The organism is Rhodococcus sp. Ni2, assembly GCF_021352185.1.
GTDB classification, from domain to species: Bacteria; Actinomycetota; Actinomycetes; order Mycobacteriales; family Mycobacteriaceae; genus Rhodococcus_F; species Rhodococcus_F qingshengii.
In genome coordinates, this window is record NZ_WOXZ01000002.1 from 1,711,279 (window position 1) to 1,726,763 (window position 15,485).

Below are 15,485 nucleotides of genomic sequence, written 5' to 3' on the forward strand. Positions count from 1 at the left end.
GGCTCGACCGAGTACTTCCACACCCGAGTACTGCGAATCTCCGGACGCCATGCGCCCGGATGTTCCCGTCTGTGAGGGTGCATGCACAAGGAGAGTTTTCAGTGGGGCGAACAGCCGAGTCGGTTGCTGCAATCATCAAGGCGTACGACGTACGCGGTGTGGTCGGTGAGCAGATCGACGAAGATTTTGTCCGCGACGTCGGTGCGTCGTTCGCCCGCCTGGTCCGCGACGAGGCCGGCGCCGCCACGACGGTTGTGATCGGCTACGACATGCGCGCATCGTCGCCCACACTGTCTTCGGCTTTCGGTGACGGCGTGCTTGCTCAAGGGCTCGACGTCGTCTACATCGGATTGGCGTCGACCGACGAGCTCTACTTTGCATCCGGTTTGCTGAACTGCCCGGGCGCGATGTTCACGGCGAGCCACAATCCCGCCAAGTACAACGGCATCAAGATGTGTCGGGCCGGCGCCAAGCCGGTCGGTCAGGACACCGGCCTCGCAGTCATCTCCGCCGAGGTCGTCTCGGGTGTTCCCGCGTACGACGGACCGGCAGGCACCGCCAGCACCAAGGACGTCCTCGAGGAATACGCGAGCTACCTCCGCGGATTGGTCGACCTGGCTGCGTTGCGCCCGCTGAAGGTCGCAGTCGATGCAGGCAACGGTATGGGTGGCCATACCGCGCCGGCCGTATTCGGGCCGATGCCCCTCGACGTCCTGCCGCTGTACTTCGAGCTCGACGGCACGTTCCCCAACCACGAAGCCAATCCGCTCGATCCGGCCAACCTCGTCGACCTGCAGGCCTACGTGCGCGAAACCGGAGCGGACATCGGCTTGGCGTTCGACGGTGACGCGGACCGTTGCTTCGTCGTAGACGAGAAGGGCGACCCGGTCTCGCCGTCCGCGGTGACGGCACTTGTCGCCAAGCGCGAACTCGCGAAGGAACCGGGCGCGTCGATCATCCACAACCTGATCACGTCACGGGCAGTGCCCGAACTGGTCGAAGAACTCGGCGGCGTCGCTATTCGTACCCGAGTCGGCCACTCGTTCATCAAGCAGGAGATGGCCGAGACCGGTGCGGTGTTCGGCGGCGAGCACTCCGCTCACTACTACTTCCGCGACTTCTGGGGCGCCGACTCCGGCATGCTCGCGGCGCTGCACGTACTCGCCGCACTGGGCGAGCAGGATCGTCCGCTCTCCGAGTTGATGGCGGAGTACACCCGCTACGCGGCCTCGGGCGAGATCAACTCCACCGTGGCTGACGCGGCAGATCGTACGGCCGCTGTACTGGCGGCATTTGCCGACCGCACCGAGTCGGTGGATCGCCTCGACGGTGTCACGGTCAGTCTCGAGGGAAATGCCTGGTTCAACTTGCGCGCGTCCAACACCGAACCACTGCTGCGACTCAACGTCGAAGCACCCACGTCCGCCGATGTCGACGCATTGGTGAACGAAATTCTGGCGATCGTCCGGGCTTGAATCCGAGTCTGATCGGTTTGTCGGTGAGCCGAAGCCCTGGGATAGTTGGGGGACTATCTCAGGAACGACGGCCTCGGGAACGAGGGCTTTGCCACCACGGACCGCGTGGAGCTGGAATGCTGGATGGTGCGGGAACTGCTAACGGAGAAGGGGGTGCGGTGAGATGACAGCGCCGATGCCGCTTCTCGACCTCGACGACAGCGAGGGTTTGTCAGCTGCCGATTCGGAAGGGCTACTGCGGTCTGTAGCCATGGGCGGCGCACAGATTCGGGCCACCGCGTCGGCCGTCGGTGAGGGTGTGATCTCCCGATTGGCCGGTCTGCGTCCGCGCAGCGTCGTACTGATCGCCGGCGCGGGTGGCGCCCGGCATGGAGCCAGGATCGCGCTTGCTCTCGTCGGAGATTCGGTCGGTTGCCCGCTCCTCGTTCTCGACCGGACGCCGTCGTGGGCCGGGCCGTTGGATGTGATCGTCGTCGCCGGTGACGATGCCGGTGATCCACGCCTCGTCGAATCCGTTGACAGTGCCGTACGCCGCGGCGCCGAGGTTGTTGTCGCCGTTCCCGACGAGGGGCCCATGCGAGCCGTGGCGGCCGGGCGCACCATGCCCTTGCCGCCGCGGCTCTACGCTTCGCCCCGGCACACGATGACGCGGTTCCTCGCCGTCTTCCTCGCGGTTGCCGCCGAGATCGAGGGCAAGGGATCGATCGAGGACCGTTCGGCGGTGCTCGGTCGAATCGCCGACGCAGTTGATGCGGAGGCGCTGCGGGACGGACCGGCCAACGAGGTATTCCACAACCCGGCCAAGTCGTTGGCCACCAGGATGAGCGGCCGGCGAGTCGTTCTGTGTGGAAGTGGTTCCGTGACAACAGCACTCGCAGAGTTCTCGAGCGTTGCGCTGATGAGCTCCGGCCTGAACGCCGCTGCCGCCGAGATGTCCGAGGTGATTCGTTCGGCGCGAGCACTGTTCGCGCCGGACGCAGCTTCACGTGATTCGGTGTTCCACGACCCCTTCTTTCACGATCCGCAACTCGACGGCGCGCTGCCGACCCCGCCGGCGCGCGCGTTCGTCTTCGCGACCGAATCCACGCGCGGGGAGGCGAGGCGCCGGATGGACGCACTGGCTGACGCCGACCTGGTGGTTGCGGCAGACGAAGACCAGACCAACGTGGTCATATCGGAGATGGAGCAGGTATTCGTGTTGGCGTCTCGAGTAGACATGGCCGCGGCGTACGTGCAGTTGACGGGCGGTGCGAAGTAAGTGCGTGAACTCGAAGGTGCACTTCGTTCTTACGCGTGGGGCTCGCGAACGGCAATTGCCGAACTACGCGGTCTTTCGACTCCGTCGAATCATCCCGAAGCGGAATTGTGGTTGGGCGCGCACCCGGGTGACCCGGCGCGCGTGATCACCGAATCCGGAAGCGAGTCGTTGCTCGAAGTCCTGCACCGCGAACCCGAACGCGAACTCGGCCGTGAGAACCTCGAGGCATTCGGTGAGCGACTCCCATTCCTGCTCAAGCTGCTTGCGGCGGAAGAACCGCTGTCGCTTCAAGCGCACCCCAGCGCCGTTCAAGCCGACGAGGGATTTCGTCGTGAGAACGCACTCGGCGTTCCCATGGAATCGCCGATTCGCAACTACAAGGACGGCAGCCACAAGCCCGAACTCGTTGTCGCGCTCAGCAGATTCGAAGCGCTTGCCGGATTCCGCGAGCCGACGCGGACTGTCAAACTGCTGCGCGCTCTGGCCGTCGACGAGTTGGAGCCGTACATCGGTCTGCTCGAAGGCCAACCCGATTCCGACGGACTGCGGGCGTTGTTCACGACGTGGATCACGCTGCCGTCCACGGTGCTCGGGACCTTGCTCCCTGCCGTACTTGCCGGGTGCATCACCTACGTCGCGCACCACGACGCCGAATTCGTGACCGAGATCCGCACCGCGCTGGAATTGAGCGAGGCGTACCCCGGCGACGCCGGTGTTCTGGCGGCACTGCTGCTCAACCGCGTCACCCTCGAGCCCGGCCAAGGACTGTTTCTCGCTGCCGGCAATCTCCACGCGTATCTCCATGGACTCGCGGTCGAGATCATGGCCAACTCCGACAACGTGCTGCGCGGTGGGCTGACACCGAAGCACGTCGACGTGCCCGAATTGCTGAGGGTTCTGGACTTCGTCGGGGCCGATATCGAAGTGCTCGATCCGGCCCCGTCATCTGGATCAGGTCAGTCAGGATCAGGTAGATACGAGTACGTCACGCCGGCGCCCGAATTTCGTTTGACGCGTCTGGAGTTCGACGCGAATTCCACGGACATCGTCGTCGACGCTTCAGGCCCGCGGATTCTGATCTGCACCGACGGCGCGGTCACTGCGACGTGCGGCGCCGACACTCTCGACCTCGATCGAGGCCGAGCGGCGTGGATCGCTGCCGACGAGCCCGCGATACACCTGAGCACACGGACCCCGACTGCGCAGGTTTTCAGTGCCGTAGTCGGAAACTAGGAGACATTGTGTCGGCTCATGGTGGCAAGAAGGCAATTCTGGCGGCCCTCGGAGCCAATGCCGGAATTGCCGTAGCCAAGTTCGCCGGATTCTTGATCACCGGATCGTCGTCGATGCTCGCCGAATCGGTGCACTCGGTGGCCGACACGTCCAATCAGGGTTTGCTGCTCCTGGGGCAGAAGAAGGCAGAACGTGACGCGGATCAACTGCACCCGTTCGGCTACGGGCGCAACCGATACTTCTATTCGTTCGTCGTTGCACTGGTGCTCTTCACCCTCGGTTCGCTGTTCGCGATTTACGAGGGTATTCACAAGATTCAGCATCCGGAAGAACTCAATTCGGCTTTCGTGGCAATCGCTATTCTTGTCATAGCGATTTGTCTGGAGGGCTACAGCTTCCGGACCGCAGCGAAGGAATCACGACCGCTCAAGGGAAATGCGTCGTGCTGGAACTTCATCCGAACCTCTCGTAGCCCGGAACTCCCGGTTGTGCTGCTCGAGGACACCGGCGCATTGATCGGTCTCGTCCTTGCACTCGGCGGCGTCGGTCTCACGATGGTGACCGGAAATCCGGTCTTCGACGGCATCGGAACTCTGTGCATCGGTGTCCTGCTCGGCATCATCGCGGTCATTCTGATCATCGAAATGCAGTCGCTGCTGATCGGTGAGGGCGCAACGGCGGTGGAGACCGAACTGATCCTCAACGCCCTGGTCGACGGAACTCGTATCGAACGCGTCATTCATTGCAAGACGCAGTACCTCGGTCCCGAGGAGATCCTTGTTGCTGCCAAGGTTGCGGTGCCGATCGGATCGACGATCTCGGACGTGGCGACGGCGATCGACGAGGCCGAGTCTCGCGTGCGCGCTGCAGTGCCTGCGGCGCGGGTGATCTACCTCGAGCCGGACCTGGATCGTCTCAGCGCAGGAGATCGCCCTGAAACAGATCTACAGGCTCCCGACAAACCCTGGACAAAGCTGCGCCTGCAGGCTTAGGCTGATGCCATCTCTCTACTTGCCCATGGTGGGACCTGCTGGTCCCCAGCAAGGAGGCGGCAATGGCTGTCAAGGACGAGCAGGCCGGATCTGGACGGTCGAAGCTGTTTCGAACCAAATCGATCGAGCAGTCCATCAAGGACACCGACGAGCCGGAAACCAAACTCCGGAAAGAACTGAACTCGTGGGATCTCACGGTGTTCGGTGTCGCAGTCGTCATCGGTGCGGGCATCTTCACACTCACGGCTCGGACGGCGGGAAATGTCGCCGGGCCGTCGGTCTCGCTCGCGTTCGTCATTGCCGCCATCGCCTGCGGACTGGCAGCGCTGTGTTACGCCGAATTCGCGTCGACGGTCCCGGTTGCCGGTAGCGCGTACACGTTCTCGTACGCGACGTTCGGCGAATTCGTCGCCTGGATCATCGGCTGGGATCTCATCCTCGAATTCGCCTTGGCGTCTTCGGTGGTCGCCAAAGGCTGGTCGCTGTACCTCGGCGAAGTGATGGGCTCACGCAGCCCGATCGTCGAGTTGGGGCCGATATCCTTCGACTGGGGTGCGGTGCTGGTGATCGCTGTCATCACGATCCTGCTCGCGACCGGCACAAAACTCTCGTCGAGGGTGTCACTGGTGATCACGGCGATCAAGGTCGCGGTGGTGTTGCTGGTGATCATCGTCGGTCTGTTCTACATCGACACCGACAACTACTCGCCGTACATTCCGCCGTCGGAGCCGGGCTCGACGGGAGAGGGCATCCACCAGTCGTTGTTCTCGTACGTGACCGGGGCCGGTGGCAGCACGTTCGGGTGGTACGGATTGCTCGCGGCAGCCAGTCTGGTGTTCTTCGCGTTCATCGGCTTCGACGTCGTCGCCACGACGGCGGAGGAGGCGAAGGAGCCGCAGAAGGCGCTGCCACGCGGCATCCTGGGTTCTCTCCTGATCGTCACGGTTCTGTACGTGGCGGTGACACTGGTGCTGACGGGGATGGTGAAATACACCGAGCTCGAGGGCGATACCTCCAACCTGGCAACGGCATTCGCTTTCCACGACATCACGTGGGCGAAAAACGTCATCTCGTTCGGCGCTTTGGCCGGTCTCACGACAGTGGTGATGGTGCTGATGCTCGGGCAGACCAGGGTGCTCTTCGCGATGGCACGCGACGGTCTGATGCCACGACGCCTGGCACCGACCGGCAAGCACGGAACCCCTGTGCGGATCACGATCTTGGTCGGCGTCGTGGTCGCGGTGCTCGCCGGCGTTTTTCCGATCGGCACCCTCGAGGAAATGGTCAACATCGGCACACTGTTCGCTTTTGTTCTCGTCTCGATCGGGGTTCTCGTGCTCCGTCGGACGCGTCCCGACCTACCTCGCGGATTCAGGGTGCCGCTGGTCCCGCTGGTCCCGATTCTGGCCGTCCTCGCGTGTCTGTGGCTGATGTTCAACCTGTCGGTGGAGACCTGGATGAGGTTCGTGGTCTGGATGGCCCTCGGCGTTGTCATCTATTTTGCCTACAGCAGGCAGCATTCGATGATCGGGAAGCGTGAACGCGGCGAAATCGAGTAAATGTACAAAGTTTATGATTTGTCTATCACTTGTACAAAATCAGTAGTACTGTCTACCTCATAGTGAACTGACTCACAGTTTTCGGGTCGGTCCGAATCGAGGAGGTAGACCGTGTCGACGCACGTGGACTCGCAATCCGGCCAGACGCTCCCGCCCGAGCAGTGGCGTGACAAGAAGAGATACCTCTGGCTGCTCGGCCTCGTGCCGCCGACGGCGGTCTTCATCGCCGTCGGATTGGTCGCGTTGTTCAACAGTCTCGGATGGAATGCGGTCTCGCCGGTGTGGTGGTGGATCGGGCCGCTTCTCGTCTACATCCTGCTCCCGATCCTCGACGTCTTCTTCGGCCCGGATGGCGAGAATCCGCCGGACGAAGTGATGGAGCGCCTCGAGAACGACAAGTACTACCGGTATTGCACGTACATCTACATACCGTTCCAGTTGGTCAGCCTGGTCCTGGCCTGCTACCTCTGGTCGGCGACCGATCTGTCCTGGCTCGGAATCGACGGGGGACTTGGGCTGATCTCCAAGATCGGTCTGGCGATCAGTATCGGTTGTGTCGCAGGAATCGGGATCAACACCGCACACGAGCTCGGTCACAAGAAGGACGATCTCGAACGCTGGTTGTCGAAGATCACTCTGGCGCAGTCGTTTTACGGCCACTTCTACATCGAGCACAATCGTGGACACCACGTGCGCGTCGCCACGCCCGAGGATCCGGCGTCGTCTCGCTTCGGTGAGAGCTTCTGGACCTTCCTGCCGCGCAGTGTGTGGGGATCTCTGCGCTCGTCGTGGTCCCTGGAAAAGGCCAGACTCGATCGACTGGGTAAGAAGCCGTGGACAATTCGCAACGACGTCCTGCATTCGTGGTTGATGTCCGTCGTACTGTTCGGTGTCCTCGTCGCCGTCTTCGGCCTCTCGGTACTGCCGTTCCTGGTGCTGCAGGCCGTGTTCGGATTCTGTCTGCTCGAAACCGTCAACTACCTCGAACATTACGGACTGAAGCGTCGTCGTCTGGACAGCGGGCGGTACGAGCGTGCAGCACCGGAGCACAGTTGGAACAGTGATCACATCTGCACCAACATCTTCCTGTATCACCTCCAGCGTCACAGCGATCATCACGCGAACCCGACGCGTCGTTATCAGACGCTTCGAAGCATGGACGGTGCGCCCAACCTGCCCAGTGGGTACGCGAGCATGATCATCCTCGCCTACGTTCCACCGCTGTGGCGAAAAGTGATGGATCCCAAAGTCCTTGCGCACTACGGCGGCGACATCACCCGCGTCAATGTTCAGCCGTCCAAGCGTGATCGCATCCTTGCTCGGTACGGAGCAGCGTGATGAGCAGCTATCGATGCCCGGTCTGTGAATACGTCTACGACGAATCGAAGGGTGCACCACGAGAAGGGTTTCCGGCGGGCACGCCGTGGGATGCCGTGCCGGACGACTGGTGCTGTCCGGACTGCGGCGTGAGGGAAAAGCTGGACTTCGAGCCGAAGCCGGCAACGGCGGGGAGTGAATCATGAACGACTACAAGCTGTATCAGTGCGCGCAATGCGGCTTCGAGTACGACGAGGCAGTCGGCTGGCCGGAGGACGGTATCGAACCGGGCACTCGCTGGGACGACATTCCCGAAGACTGGAGTTGCCCGGACTGCGGGGCGGCGAAGAGCGACTTCTTCATGGTTGAGGTCGAACGACGGTGAGATGCGTCGGCGTCGAACGGACCTAGGTGCGGCGGTAGTGTCGTCACCATGACTTCGACGCCCACTCGTCTGCCGCAGAAAGAAGCGTCGCGCCTGCTGCTGCGTACGTCGGTGCTCGATTCGATGCGTGAGTTGTTGACCGAGCGCGACTGGTCCGAGGTGACGCTGACGGTTCTGGCCAAGCATGCCGGTGTGAGTCGTCAGACGCTCTACAACGAGTTCGGCTCGAGGCAAGGGCTTGCCGAGGCGTACGCGCTTCGCCTTGCTGACCGCTTCGTCGACGCGGTGGACGAGGCCATGGTGGCGAACGACGGACGTGCAGTCGAGGCATTGACGGCGGGTTTCGGATCGTTTTTCGCCTCCAGTGCAACCGACCCGTTGGTGATCTCTCTGCTCACCGGTGAGGCCAAGCCGGACCTGCTTCGCCTGATCACCACCGACAGTGCGGTCATCATCGAGCGCGCGTCGTCGCGGCTTGCGGAGAGTTTCCAGCGAGGGTGGATTCAGGCGTCACCCGCCGACGCCGGAATTCTGGCCAGGGCGATTGCGCGTCTCGGGCTGAGCTACATTTCGATGCCGCCGGAGTCCGAGGCTTCGGTGGCGGAGGATCTGGGCATACTGCTCGGGCCGTTCATCGACGTGGCGCGCGAGGGCCGCGCAGTAGAGGGGCGGGCGGGAGAGGGCGTCTAACCGATAGCCTGGTACACCGATAGGCTTGTGCAGAGTATGCACGTCAACCAGGAGAGGCAGATGACGACCTCAGTTTCAACAACGCCCGTGGCCGAGAGCCGTAACGGCATCGACTTCAAAGTTGCAGATCTTTCGCTCGCGGAGTTCGGTCGCAAGGAAATCCGTCTGGCAGAGCACGAGATGCCCGGCCTCATGGCGCTTCGTCGCGAATACGCAGAGGTGTTGCCGCTCAAGGGCGCTCGCGTTTCCGGCTCGCTGCACATGACCATTCAGACCGCGGTGCTGATCGAGACGCTGACCGCGCTCGGCGCCGAGGTCCGCTGGGCTTCATGCAACATCTTCTCCACGCAGGATCACGCTGCCGCCGCCATCGTCGTCGGTCCGCACGGCACCCCGGAAGAGCCCAAGGGCGTTCCGGTTTTCGCCTGGAAGGGTGAAACCCTCGAAGAGTACTGGTGGGCAGCCGAGCAGATGCTGACCTGGCCGGGTGAGCCTGCCAACATGATTCTCGACGATGGCGGCGACGCCACCATGCTGGTGCTCAAGGGCGCACAGTTCGAGAAGGCCGGCGTCGTCCCGCCGACGGACGACGACCAGGATTCCGACGAGTACAAGGTCTTCCTTGCACTTCTGCGTCAGTCCCTCGAGTCCGACAAGGGCAAGTGGACGGCAATCGCCGAGTCCGTCCAGGGCGTCACCGAGGAGACCACCACGGGCGTTCTGCGCCTGTACCAGGTTGCCGCTGCCGGTGAACTCACGTTCCCCGCTATCAACGTCAACGACTCGGTCACCAAGAGCAAGTTCGACAACAAGTACGGCACGCGCCACTCGCTGCTCGACGGCATCAACCGCGGCACCGACGTTCTGATCGGCGGCAAGGCTGCGCTGGTCTGCGGTTACGGAGACGTCGGCAAGGGTTGTGCCGAGGCACTTCGCGGCCAGGGCGCTCGCGTCGCGGTCACCGAGGTCGACCCCATCAACGCCCTGCAGGCGCTCATGGACGGCTTCGAGGTCAAGACAGTCGAGCAGGCCATCGGCTGGGCCGACATCGTGATCACGTCCACCGGTAACAAGGACATCATCACGTTCGAGCACATGAAGGCCATGAAGCATCAGGCCATCCTGGGCAACATCGGTCACTTCGACAACGAGATCGACATGGCCGGCCTCGAGAAGTCCGGCGACGTCACGCGGATCAACATCAAGCCGCAGGTCGACGAGTTCACGTTCGCCGACGGCCACTCGATCATCGTGCTGTCCGAGGGCCGCCTGCTCAACCTCGGCAACGCGACGGGCCACCCGTCGTTCGTGATGAGCAACAGCTTCTCCAACCAGGTCATCGCGCAGATCGAACTGTGGACGAAGCCGGACGAGTACGACAACGAGGTCTACCGCCTCCCGAAGCACCTCGACGAGAAGGTCGCCAAGATCCACGTCGAGGCACTCGGTGGCACGCTGACCAAGCTCACGAAGGATCAGGCAGAGTACATCGGCGTCGACGTCGAAGGCCCGTACAAGCCCGAGCACTACCGCTACTGACCCGGTGATTCGTCGCTGAGGATGTAGTGTCCGCCGTCCCCCGGTCTGCGCAAGCAGGCCGGGGGATAGGCTTGTCCGCCGTGGGAACACTGGTGGCATTGGAAGGCCTCGACGGCGCTGGAAAGCGAACGTTGATCGGCAAAGTGGAGAGCGAACTCCGCCGCGGCGGCACATCGATCGCGACTCTGGATTTTCCGCGGTACGGGAAGTCGATCCACGCGGATCTTGCTGCCGAGGCACTCAAAGGATCGCACGGAGACCTGGCTGAATCCGTGAACGCGATGGCAGTCCTGTTCGCCCTGGACCGCGCGGGTGCGGCGGATCGGATCTCGGACCTGTTGTCCGCCAACGACATTGTTCTCCTCGATCGCTACGTGGCGTCCAACGCCGCCTACAACGCGGCGCGCGCGCATCAGGGCGTGGACGGCGAGATGGTCGCCTGGGTCCGTGAATTGGAGTTGGGTCGACTCGCTCTTCCCGCTCCCGATCTGCAGTTGTACCTAGACGTACCGGTAGCTCTGGCCGAGCAGCGTGCTCGCTCGCGTGAGGCCGAGGACGCGTCGCGTCAGCTCGACGCCTACGAGCGCGACGGCGGCCTGCAGGCCAGAACCGGTGAGCTCTACAAGCAGTTGGCAGCGACGGACTGGGTCTCGCCCTGGTGGATCGTGGGGCCGGAGACGGACCCGGGCGAACTGGCGCGCAGGCTCGCGGATTTCGCGTGATCGGTCACCCTTGCGGCCGGGATTCGAACTTTCCGGCACAGTAGAGGGAAAGACGCGGCACGCCGCACGGCCTCGTAACGGTCTGATTCATCGCTCCGAGATGCAACGATAGGGATATGAAACCAAGGATTCTGGTTGTCGACGACGACACGGCACTCGCCGAGATGCTCACGATCGTGCTGCGTGGTGAGGGTTTCGATCCCTACGTGGTAGGCGACGGAACCCTGGCGCTCGCGGCAGTGCGTGAGACCCGGCCCGACCTCGTCCTGCTCGATCTCATGCTTCCCGGAATGAACGGGATCGACGTATGCCGAGTTCTGCGTGCGGATTCCGGCGTGCCCATCGTGATGTTGACGGCCAAGACCGACACCGTCGACGTCGTACTCGGCCTCGAATCCGGCGCGGACGACTACATCATGAAGCCGTTCAAGCCGAAGGAGCTGGTGGCGCGGGTGCGTGCTCGCCTGCGCCGTACGGAAGAGGAGCCGGCCGAACTGCTGAGCATCGCCGACATCGTGATCGACGTTCCGGCACACAAGGTCAGCCGCGGCAGCGAGCAGATCTCGCTCACACCACTCGAATTCGACCTGCTGGTCGCATTGGCGCGCAAGCCGCGCCAGGTGTTCACCCGTGAAGTCCTCCTCGAGCAGGTGTGGGGATACCGCCACGCCGCCGACACCCGCCTGGTGAACGTGCACGTTCAGCGTTTGCGCGCCAAGGTCGAAACTGATCCCGAGAATCCCGAAGTGGTTCTGACGGTCAGGGGGGTCGGCTACAAGGCCGGACCGCCGTGAGCGGAGTTTCCAGGTGGCGTCGTCGTCTCAACCGACGGCTGACGCCATTTCTGCGGTGGTGTCACTCGATGAGCAACACCCTCGCGCACACGTGGCGACGCTCGCTCCAATTGCGAGTGGTCGTCTCGACTTTGACGTTGTCCTTGATCGTCATCGTCATTCTCGGTGTCGTGCTGACCAGCCAGATCACCGATCGGCTGTTGGAAACGAAGATCACCGCGGCGACCGAGGAAATGGACCGAGCCCGCGGCATCGTCGAAGACCAACTCGCGGGCGTCGACGATTCGACGGCGCTCAACGTTCAATTGGAAAGCGCTGCATCCGGACTGACCAGCCGTCGAAACCAGACCTCGGGCCAGGCCTCCGGGTCGGCCGGAACCTTCGACCCGGTGCTCATCGTGCCAGGGGACGGGCCGCGCCAGCCGACGAGTTCGGGACCGGTCGATCAGATCCCCGACAACCTTCGCGAGTTCGTCAAACGCGGCCAGATCAGTTACCAATTCGCGACGGTGTCCAACCCGAACGGTTACTCCGGACCCGCGCTGATCATCGGTAGCCCCACCGCGTCGTCGATATCGGGACTCGAGCTGTATCTGATCTTCCCGCTCGCCAGCGAAGACCGAAGTCTGTCTCTTGTTCGAAGCACCCTGCTGATCGGTGGAGCCGTGTTGCTGGTGCTCTTGGCGGCGATTTCGCTGTTGGTTGCCAGACAGGTCGTGCTTCCCATCCGATCGGCCTCGCGAATCGCGGTGCGTTTCGCAGACGGCCGACTCAAGGAACGAATGCCGGTCCGCGGCGAGGACGACATGGCGCGCCTGGCCATGTCCTTCAACGAGATGGCCGAGAGTCTGTCCAAACAGATCACCCAGCTGGAGGAGTTCGGCAGCCTCCAGAAGCGCTTCACCTCCGATGTCAGCCATGAACTGCGCACACCACTGACCACGGTCCGGATGGCAGCCGACCTGATCTACGACGGCAGCGAGAACCTCGACCCCATGCTGCGTCGGTCGTCGGAACTGCTTGTCGCCGAACTGGACAGGTTCGAAGGGCTACTGGCGGACCTCCTCGAGATCTCCCGTCACGACGCCGGTGTCGCGGAACTCGCATCCGAACAACTCGACGTGCGTATGTGTGCGCGAGCGGCCGTTTCCACAGTTCGCCATCTCGCCCGCGAATCCGGCACCGAACTGATCGTGGACATGCCCGACGAGCCCGTCATGGCAGATGTCGATCCGCGCCGCGTCGAACGCATCCTGCGAAATCTCCTGGCCAACGCCATCGACCACGGTGAGGGGAAGCCGATTCTGCTTCGCCTTCGCGCCGACGACAATGCCCTCGCCTTCATCGTCCGCGACAGTGGCGTCGGGTTGCGTCCGGGCGAGGAGAAGTTGGTCTTCAACCGGTTCTGGCGATCGGACCCGTCCCGCGTGCGCCGCAGTGGCGGCACCGGACTCGGCCTCGCGATCAGCGTCGAAGACGCGAATCTGCACGACGGCAAGCTCGAGGCCTGGGGCGAACCGGGAGTCGGAGCCTGCTTCCGGCTGACGCTCTCGCGCACCCGTGGCAAGAAAGTCGTGTCGAGTCCGCTGCCACTCAAGCCGACGACCACCAAATTCGTCCGCACGCCGAGCGAAGCCGACATCGTCGCCGATACCGTCGGCGAGGTCACATCGTCCTTGCCGACTCCGCGCGAAACTGACTCACGGAACGAGTCCAACGGTGGGGATCGATCATGATCGGAACCCGCCGTCGTCTGGGACTTCTCGCAACAACCCTGAGCGTTCTGTTGCTGACCGGTGCATGCGCGAGTTTGCCGGAGTCCTCGTCGCCACAAGCAATCGGAACTCTGGCGACAGCCGTGCCCGGAACCTCCGTCGAATCACCGGCATCGGGGCGAGAGCCGGACCTGCTGGTACGTGACTTCGTCAAGGCGAGTACCGATCCGTCCAACCGGCACGCCGCAGCCCGTCAGTACCTGACCAAGGACGCTTCGGCGCGTTGGGACGACGCGGCAAGTGCTGTCATCGTCGACAAGGTCGATGTGCTCTCGGTTTCTCGAACCAGCACCGAAGCCGTCTACACGATTCGTGTGAACAAGGTCGGTCGCCTCGACCCGGGAGGACTGTACGTTCCCGAAGAGGGCAGCTTCGAAGCGAGGATGACCCTGGCGTTGACCGACGGCGAATGGCGGATCAGTGATCTGCCTCCCGGCGTGATCATGGAGCGTCCGCAGTTCCTCGGCGCTTACCAGCGGAAGTCGTTGTTCTTCCTCGACCCCACCAGCCAGACGGTCGTCCCCGATCTTCGCTGGATCTCCGGCGGGCAGGACCAGGTGGCGGCTCAGCTGATCGGTCTGATGATCGACGGACCGAAGGCAGCGCTGGCGCCGGCTGTGCGAAACGAACTGGGCAATGGCGTGTCGGTGATCGGTCCGATCACCAAGGCCGACGGTAAGCCGGGGCAGGTCGGAGTCGGTCTCGGTGGTGTGCGCATCAACTTCCGCCTTGACAACCCGATGGATGCTGCTACTCGCGGTTTGTTTGCAGCACAGGTCATTTGGACGCTCGCCAACGCCGATGTGGCAGGGCCGTACGTTCTGGAGATCGACGGCGAACCGCTGGACGCGGCTCATGCCGACGGCTGGACCACCGCCGACGTCGCATCCACCAACCCACTGGCCACCACGAGTGCAACCGTCGGACTGCACGCACTGCGCAACGGTTCACTGGTGAGTGTCACCGAGCAAGAGGCGACTCCGGTGCCCGGTTTCGCGGGCAATGCGGGCAACCTCACGGCGGCTGCTCTCTCACGGGACGGCAAGTTGGTGGCAGCCGTCGCGGACACCGCTCGGCCGGATCCCGGCACAAGATTCGACTTGTCGCTCGGGACATACGGCGAAGGGTCCGTTCCGGTACTCGAAGGCAGCGCCATCACCAGGCCTTCGTGGGAGTTGGACAACAACGCGGTCTGGACGGCTGTGAACGGCAATACCGTCGTTCGGGTCGTCCGTGAACCAGGCACTGGCCGGGTGTCGGTCACCAACGTCGATGTCGGGGCCCTGACGTCGGTCGGTTCGACGATCTCGGAACTGCGTCTGTCGCGGGACGGCGTGCGAGCGGCGATGATCATCGACGGCAAGGTCTACCTGGCTGTGGTCGTGCGCACCGCCAGCGGGGTCTACGCCCTGACGAGTCCACGCGCAGTGGCGTCCGGCTTGGGCAGTACAGCGCTCTCACTCGACTGGAGCAACAGCGACACCATCGTGATCGCGCGCAGTGGAGCCGACATACCGGTCGTCCAGGTCGCGATCGACGGCTCACGAATGGACGCGCTGCCGAGTGGAAACCTGACCGCTCCCGTCACCTCCGTGGATGCATCGCCGACCACCGAGTACGTCGCCGACGCGCGTGCGGTGTTCCAACTGAACAACAACGACCCCGCCGGGGATCGCCGCTGGCGTGAGGTGACCGTGCTGACCGGACAGAAGGCGATTCCGGTTCTGCCTGGCTGACGCCTCTGCG

14 protein-coding genes are annotated in these 15,485 nt (G+C 63.2%); all 14 read left to right on the plus strand.

Annotated elements, in window-relative coordinates:
- Positions 1–101 precede the first annotated feature (101 nt).
- The 14 genes from GN300_RS21535 (at position 102) to lpqB (ending at position 15,475) form a co-directional block, all read left to right on the plus strand.
- Entirely contained in the window at positions 102–1,475 is a 1,374-nt protein-coding gene (locus GN300_RS21535) for a phosphomannomutase/phosphoglucomutase (RefSeq protein ID WP_003941022.1), read from the plus strand.
- 163 nt (positions 1,476–1,638) lie between these two features.
- On the plus strand, positions 1,639–2,733 hold the full coding sequence (locus tag GN300_RS21540; protein ID WP_030535017.1) for a hypothetical protein: 1,095 nt from the start codon (positions 1,639–1,641) through the stop codon (positions 2,731–2,733).
- On the plus strand, positions 2,734–3,966 hold the full coding sequence (gene manA / locus GN300_RS21545; RefSeq protein ID WP_063316634.1) for a mannose-6-phosphate isomerase, class I: 1,233 nt from the start codon (positions 2,734–2,736) through the stop codon (positions 3,964–3,966).
- Positions 3,967–3,974: 8 nt separating this feature from the next.
- Positions 3,975–4,958 (plus strand): cation diffusion facilitator family transporter, encoded by a 984-nt coding sequence (locus tag GN300_RS21550; RefSeq protein WP_063316633.1) that lies wholly within the window; start codon positions 3,975–3,977, stop codon positions 4,956–4,958.
- Positions 4,959–5,020: 62 nt separating this feature from the next.
- A complete protein-coding gene (locus GN300_RS21555; protein WP_030535015.1) occupies positions 5,021–6,517 on the plus strand; it encodes an amino acid permease in 1,497 nt (498 codons plus the stop codon).
- Positions 6,518–6,628: 111 nt separating this feature from the next.
- Complete coding sequence (locus tag GN300_RS21560) at positions 6,629–7,855, plus strand: alkane 1-monooxygenase (protein WP_054781789.1); 1,227 nt, start codon at positions 6,629–6,631, stop codon at positions 7,853–7,855.
- Complete coding sequence (locus tag GN300_RS21565; protein ID WP_082845798.1) at positions 7,855–8,040, plus strand: rubredoxin; 186 nt, start codon at positions 7,855–7,857, stop codon at positions 8,038–8,040. Before GN300_RS21560 ends, GN300_RS21565 begins: the two co-directional genes overlap by 1 nt.
- Positions 8,037–8,219 (plus strand): rubredoxin, encoded by a 183-nt coding sequence (locus GN300_RS21570; protein ID WP_003940894.1) that lies wholly within the window; start codon positions 8,037–8,039, stop codon positions 8,217–8,219. The genes GN300_RS21565 and GN300_RS21570 overlap by 4 nt, the downstream gene beginning before the upstream one ends.
- A 48-nt stretch (positions 8,220–8,267) precedes the next feature.
- Positions 8,268–8,909 (plus strand): TetR family transcriptional regulator, encoded by a 642-nt coding sequence (locus tag GN300_RS21575; RefSeq protein WP_063316632.1) that lies wholly within the window; start codon positions 8,268–8,270, stop codon positions 8,907–8,909.
- Positions 8,910–8,969: 60 nt separating this feature from the next.
- A complete protein-coding gene (gene ahcY, locus GN300_RS21580; protein WP_003940766.1) occupies positions 8,970–10,448 on the plus strand; it encodes an adenosylhomocysteinase in 1,479 nt (492 codons plus the stop codon).
- Between the two features lie 80 nt (positions 10,449–10,528).
- Positions 10,529–11,170 carry a dTMP kinase gene (locus GN300_RS21585; RefSeq protein WP_007731190.1) on the plus strand — a complete coding sequence of 214 codons (642 nt, stop codon included), beginning with the start codon at positions 10,529–10,531 and terminating at the stop codon, positions 11,168–11,170.
- 116 nt (positions 11,171–11,286) lie between these two features.
- Positions 11,287–11,964, plus strand: a complete 678-nt coding sequence (gene mtrA, locus GN300_RS21590) for an MtrAB system response regulator MtrA (RefSeq protein WP_003941013.1) — start codon at positions 11,287–11,289, stop codon at positions 11,962–11,964.
- Entirely contained in the window at positions 11,961–13,700 is a 1,740-nt protein-coding gene (gene mtrB / locus GN300_RS21595; protein ID WP_042450112.1) for an MtrAB system histidine kinase MtrB, read from the plus strand. Before mtrA ends, mtrB begins: the two co-directional genes overlap by 4 nt.
- The gene (gene lpqB / locus GN300_RS21600; RefSeq protein WP_042450111.1) at positions 13,697–15,475 is read left to right on the plus strand and encodes an MtrAB system accessory lipoprotein LpqB; all 1,779 of its coding nucleotides are present in this window, start codon (positions 13,697–13,699) and stop codon (positions 15,473–15,475) included. Before mtrB ends, lpqB begins: the two co-directional genes overlap by 4 nt.
- The last annotated feature ends 10 nt before the right edge of the window (positions 15,476–15,485 follow it).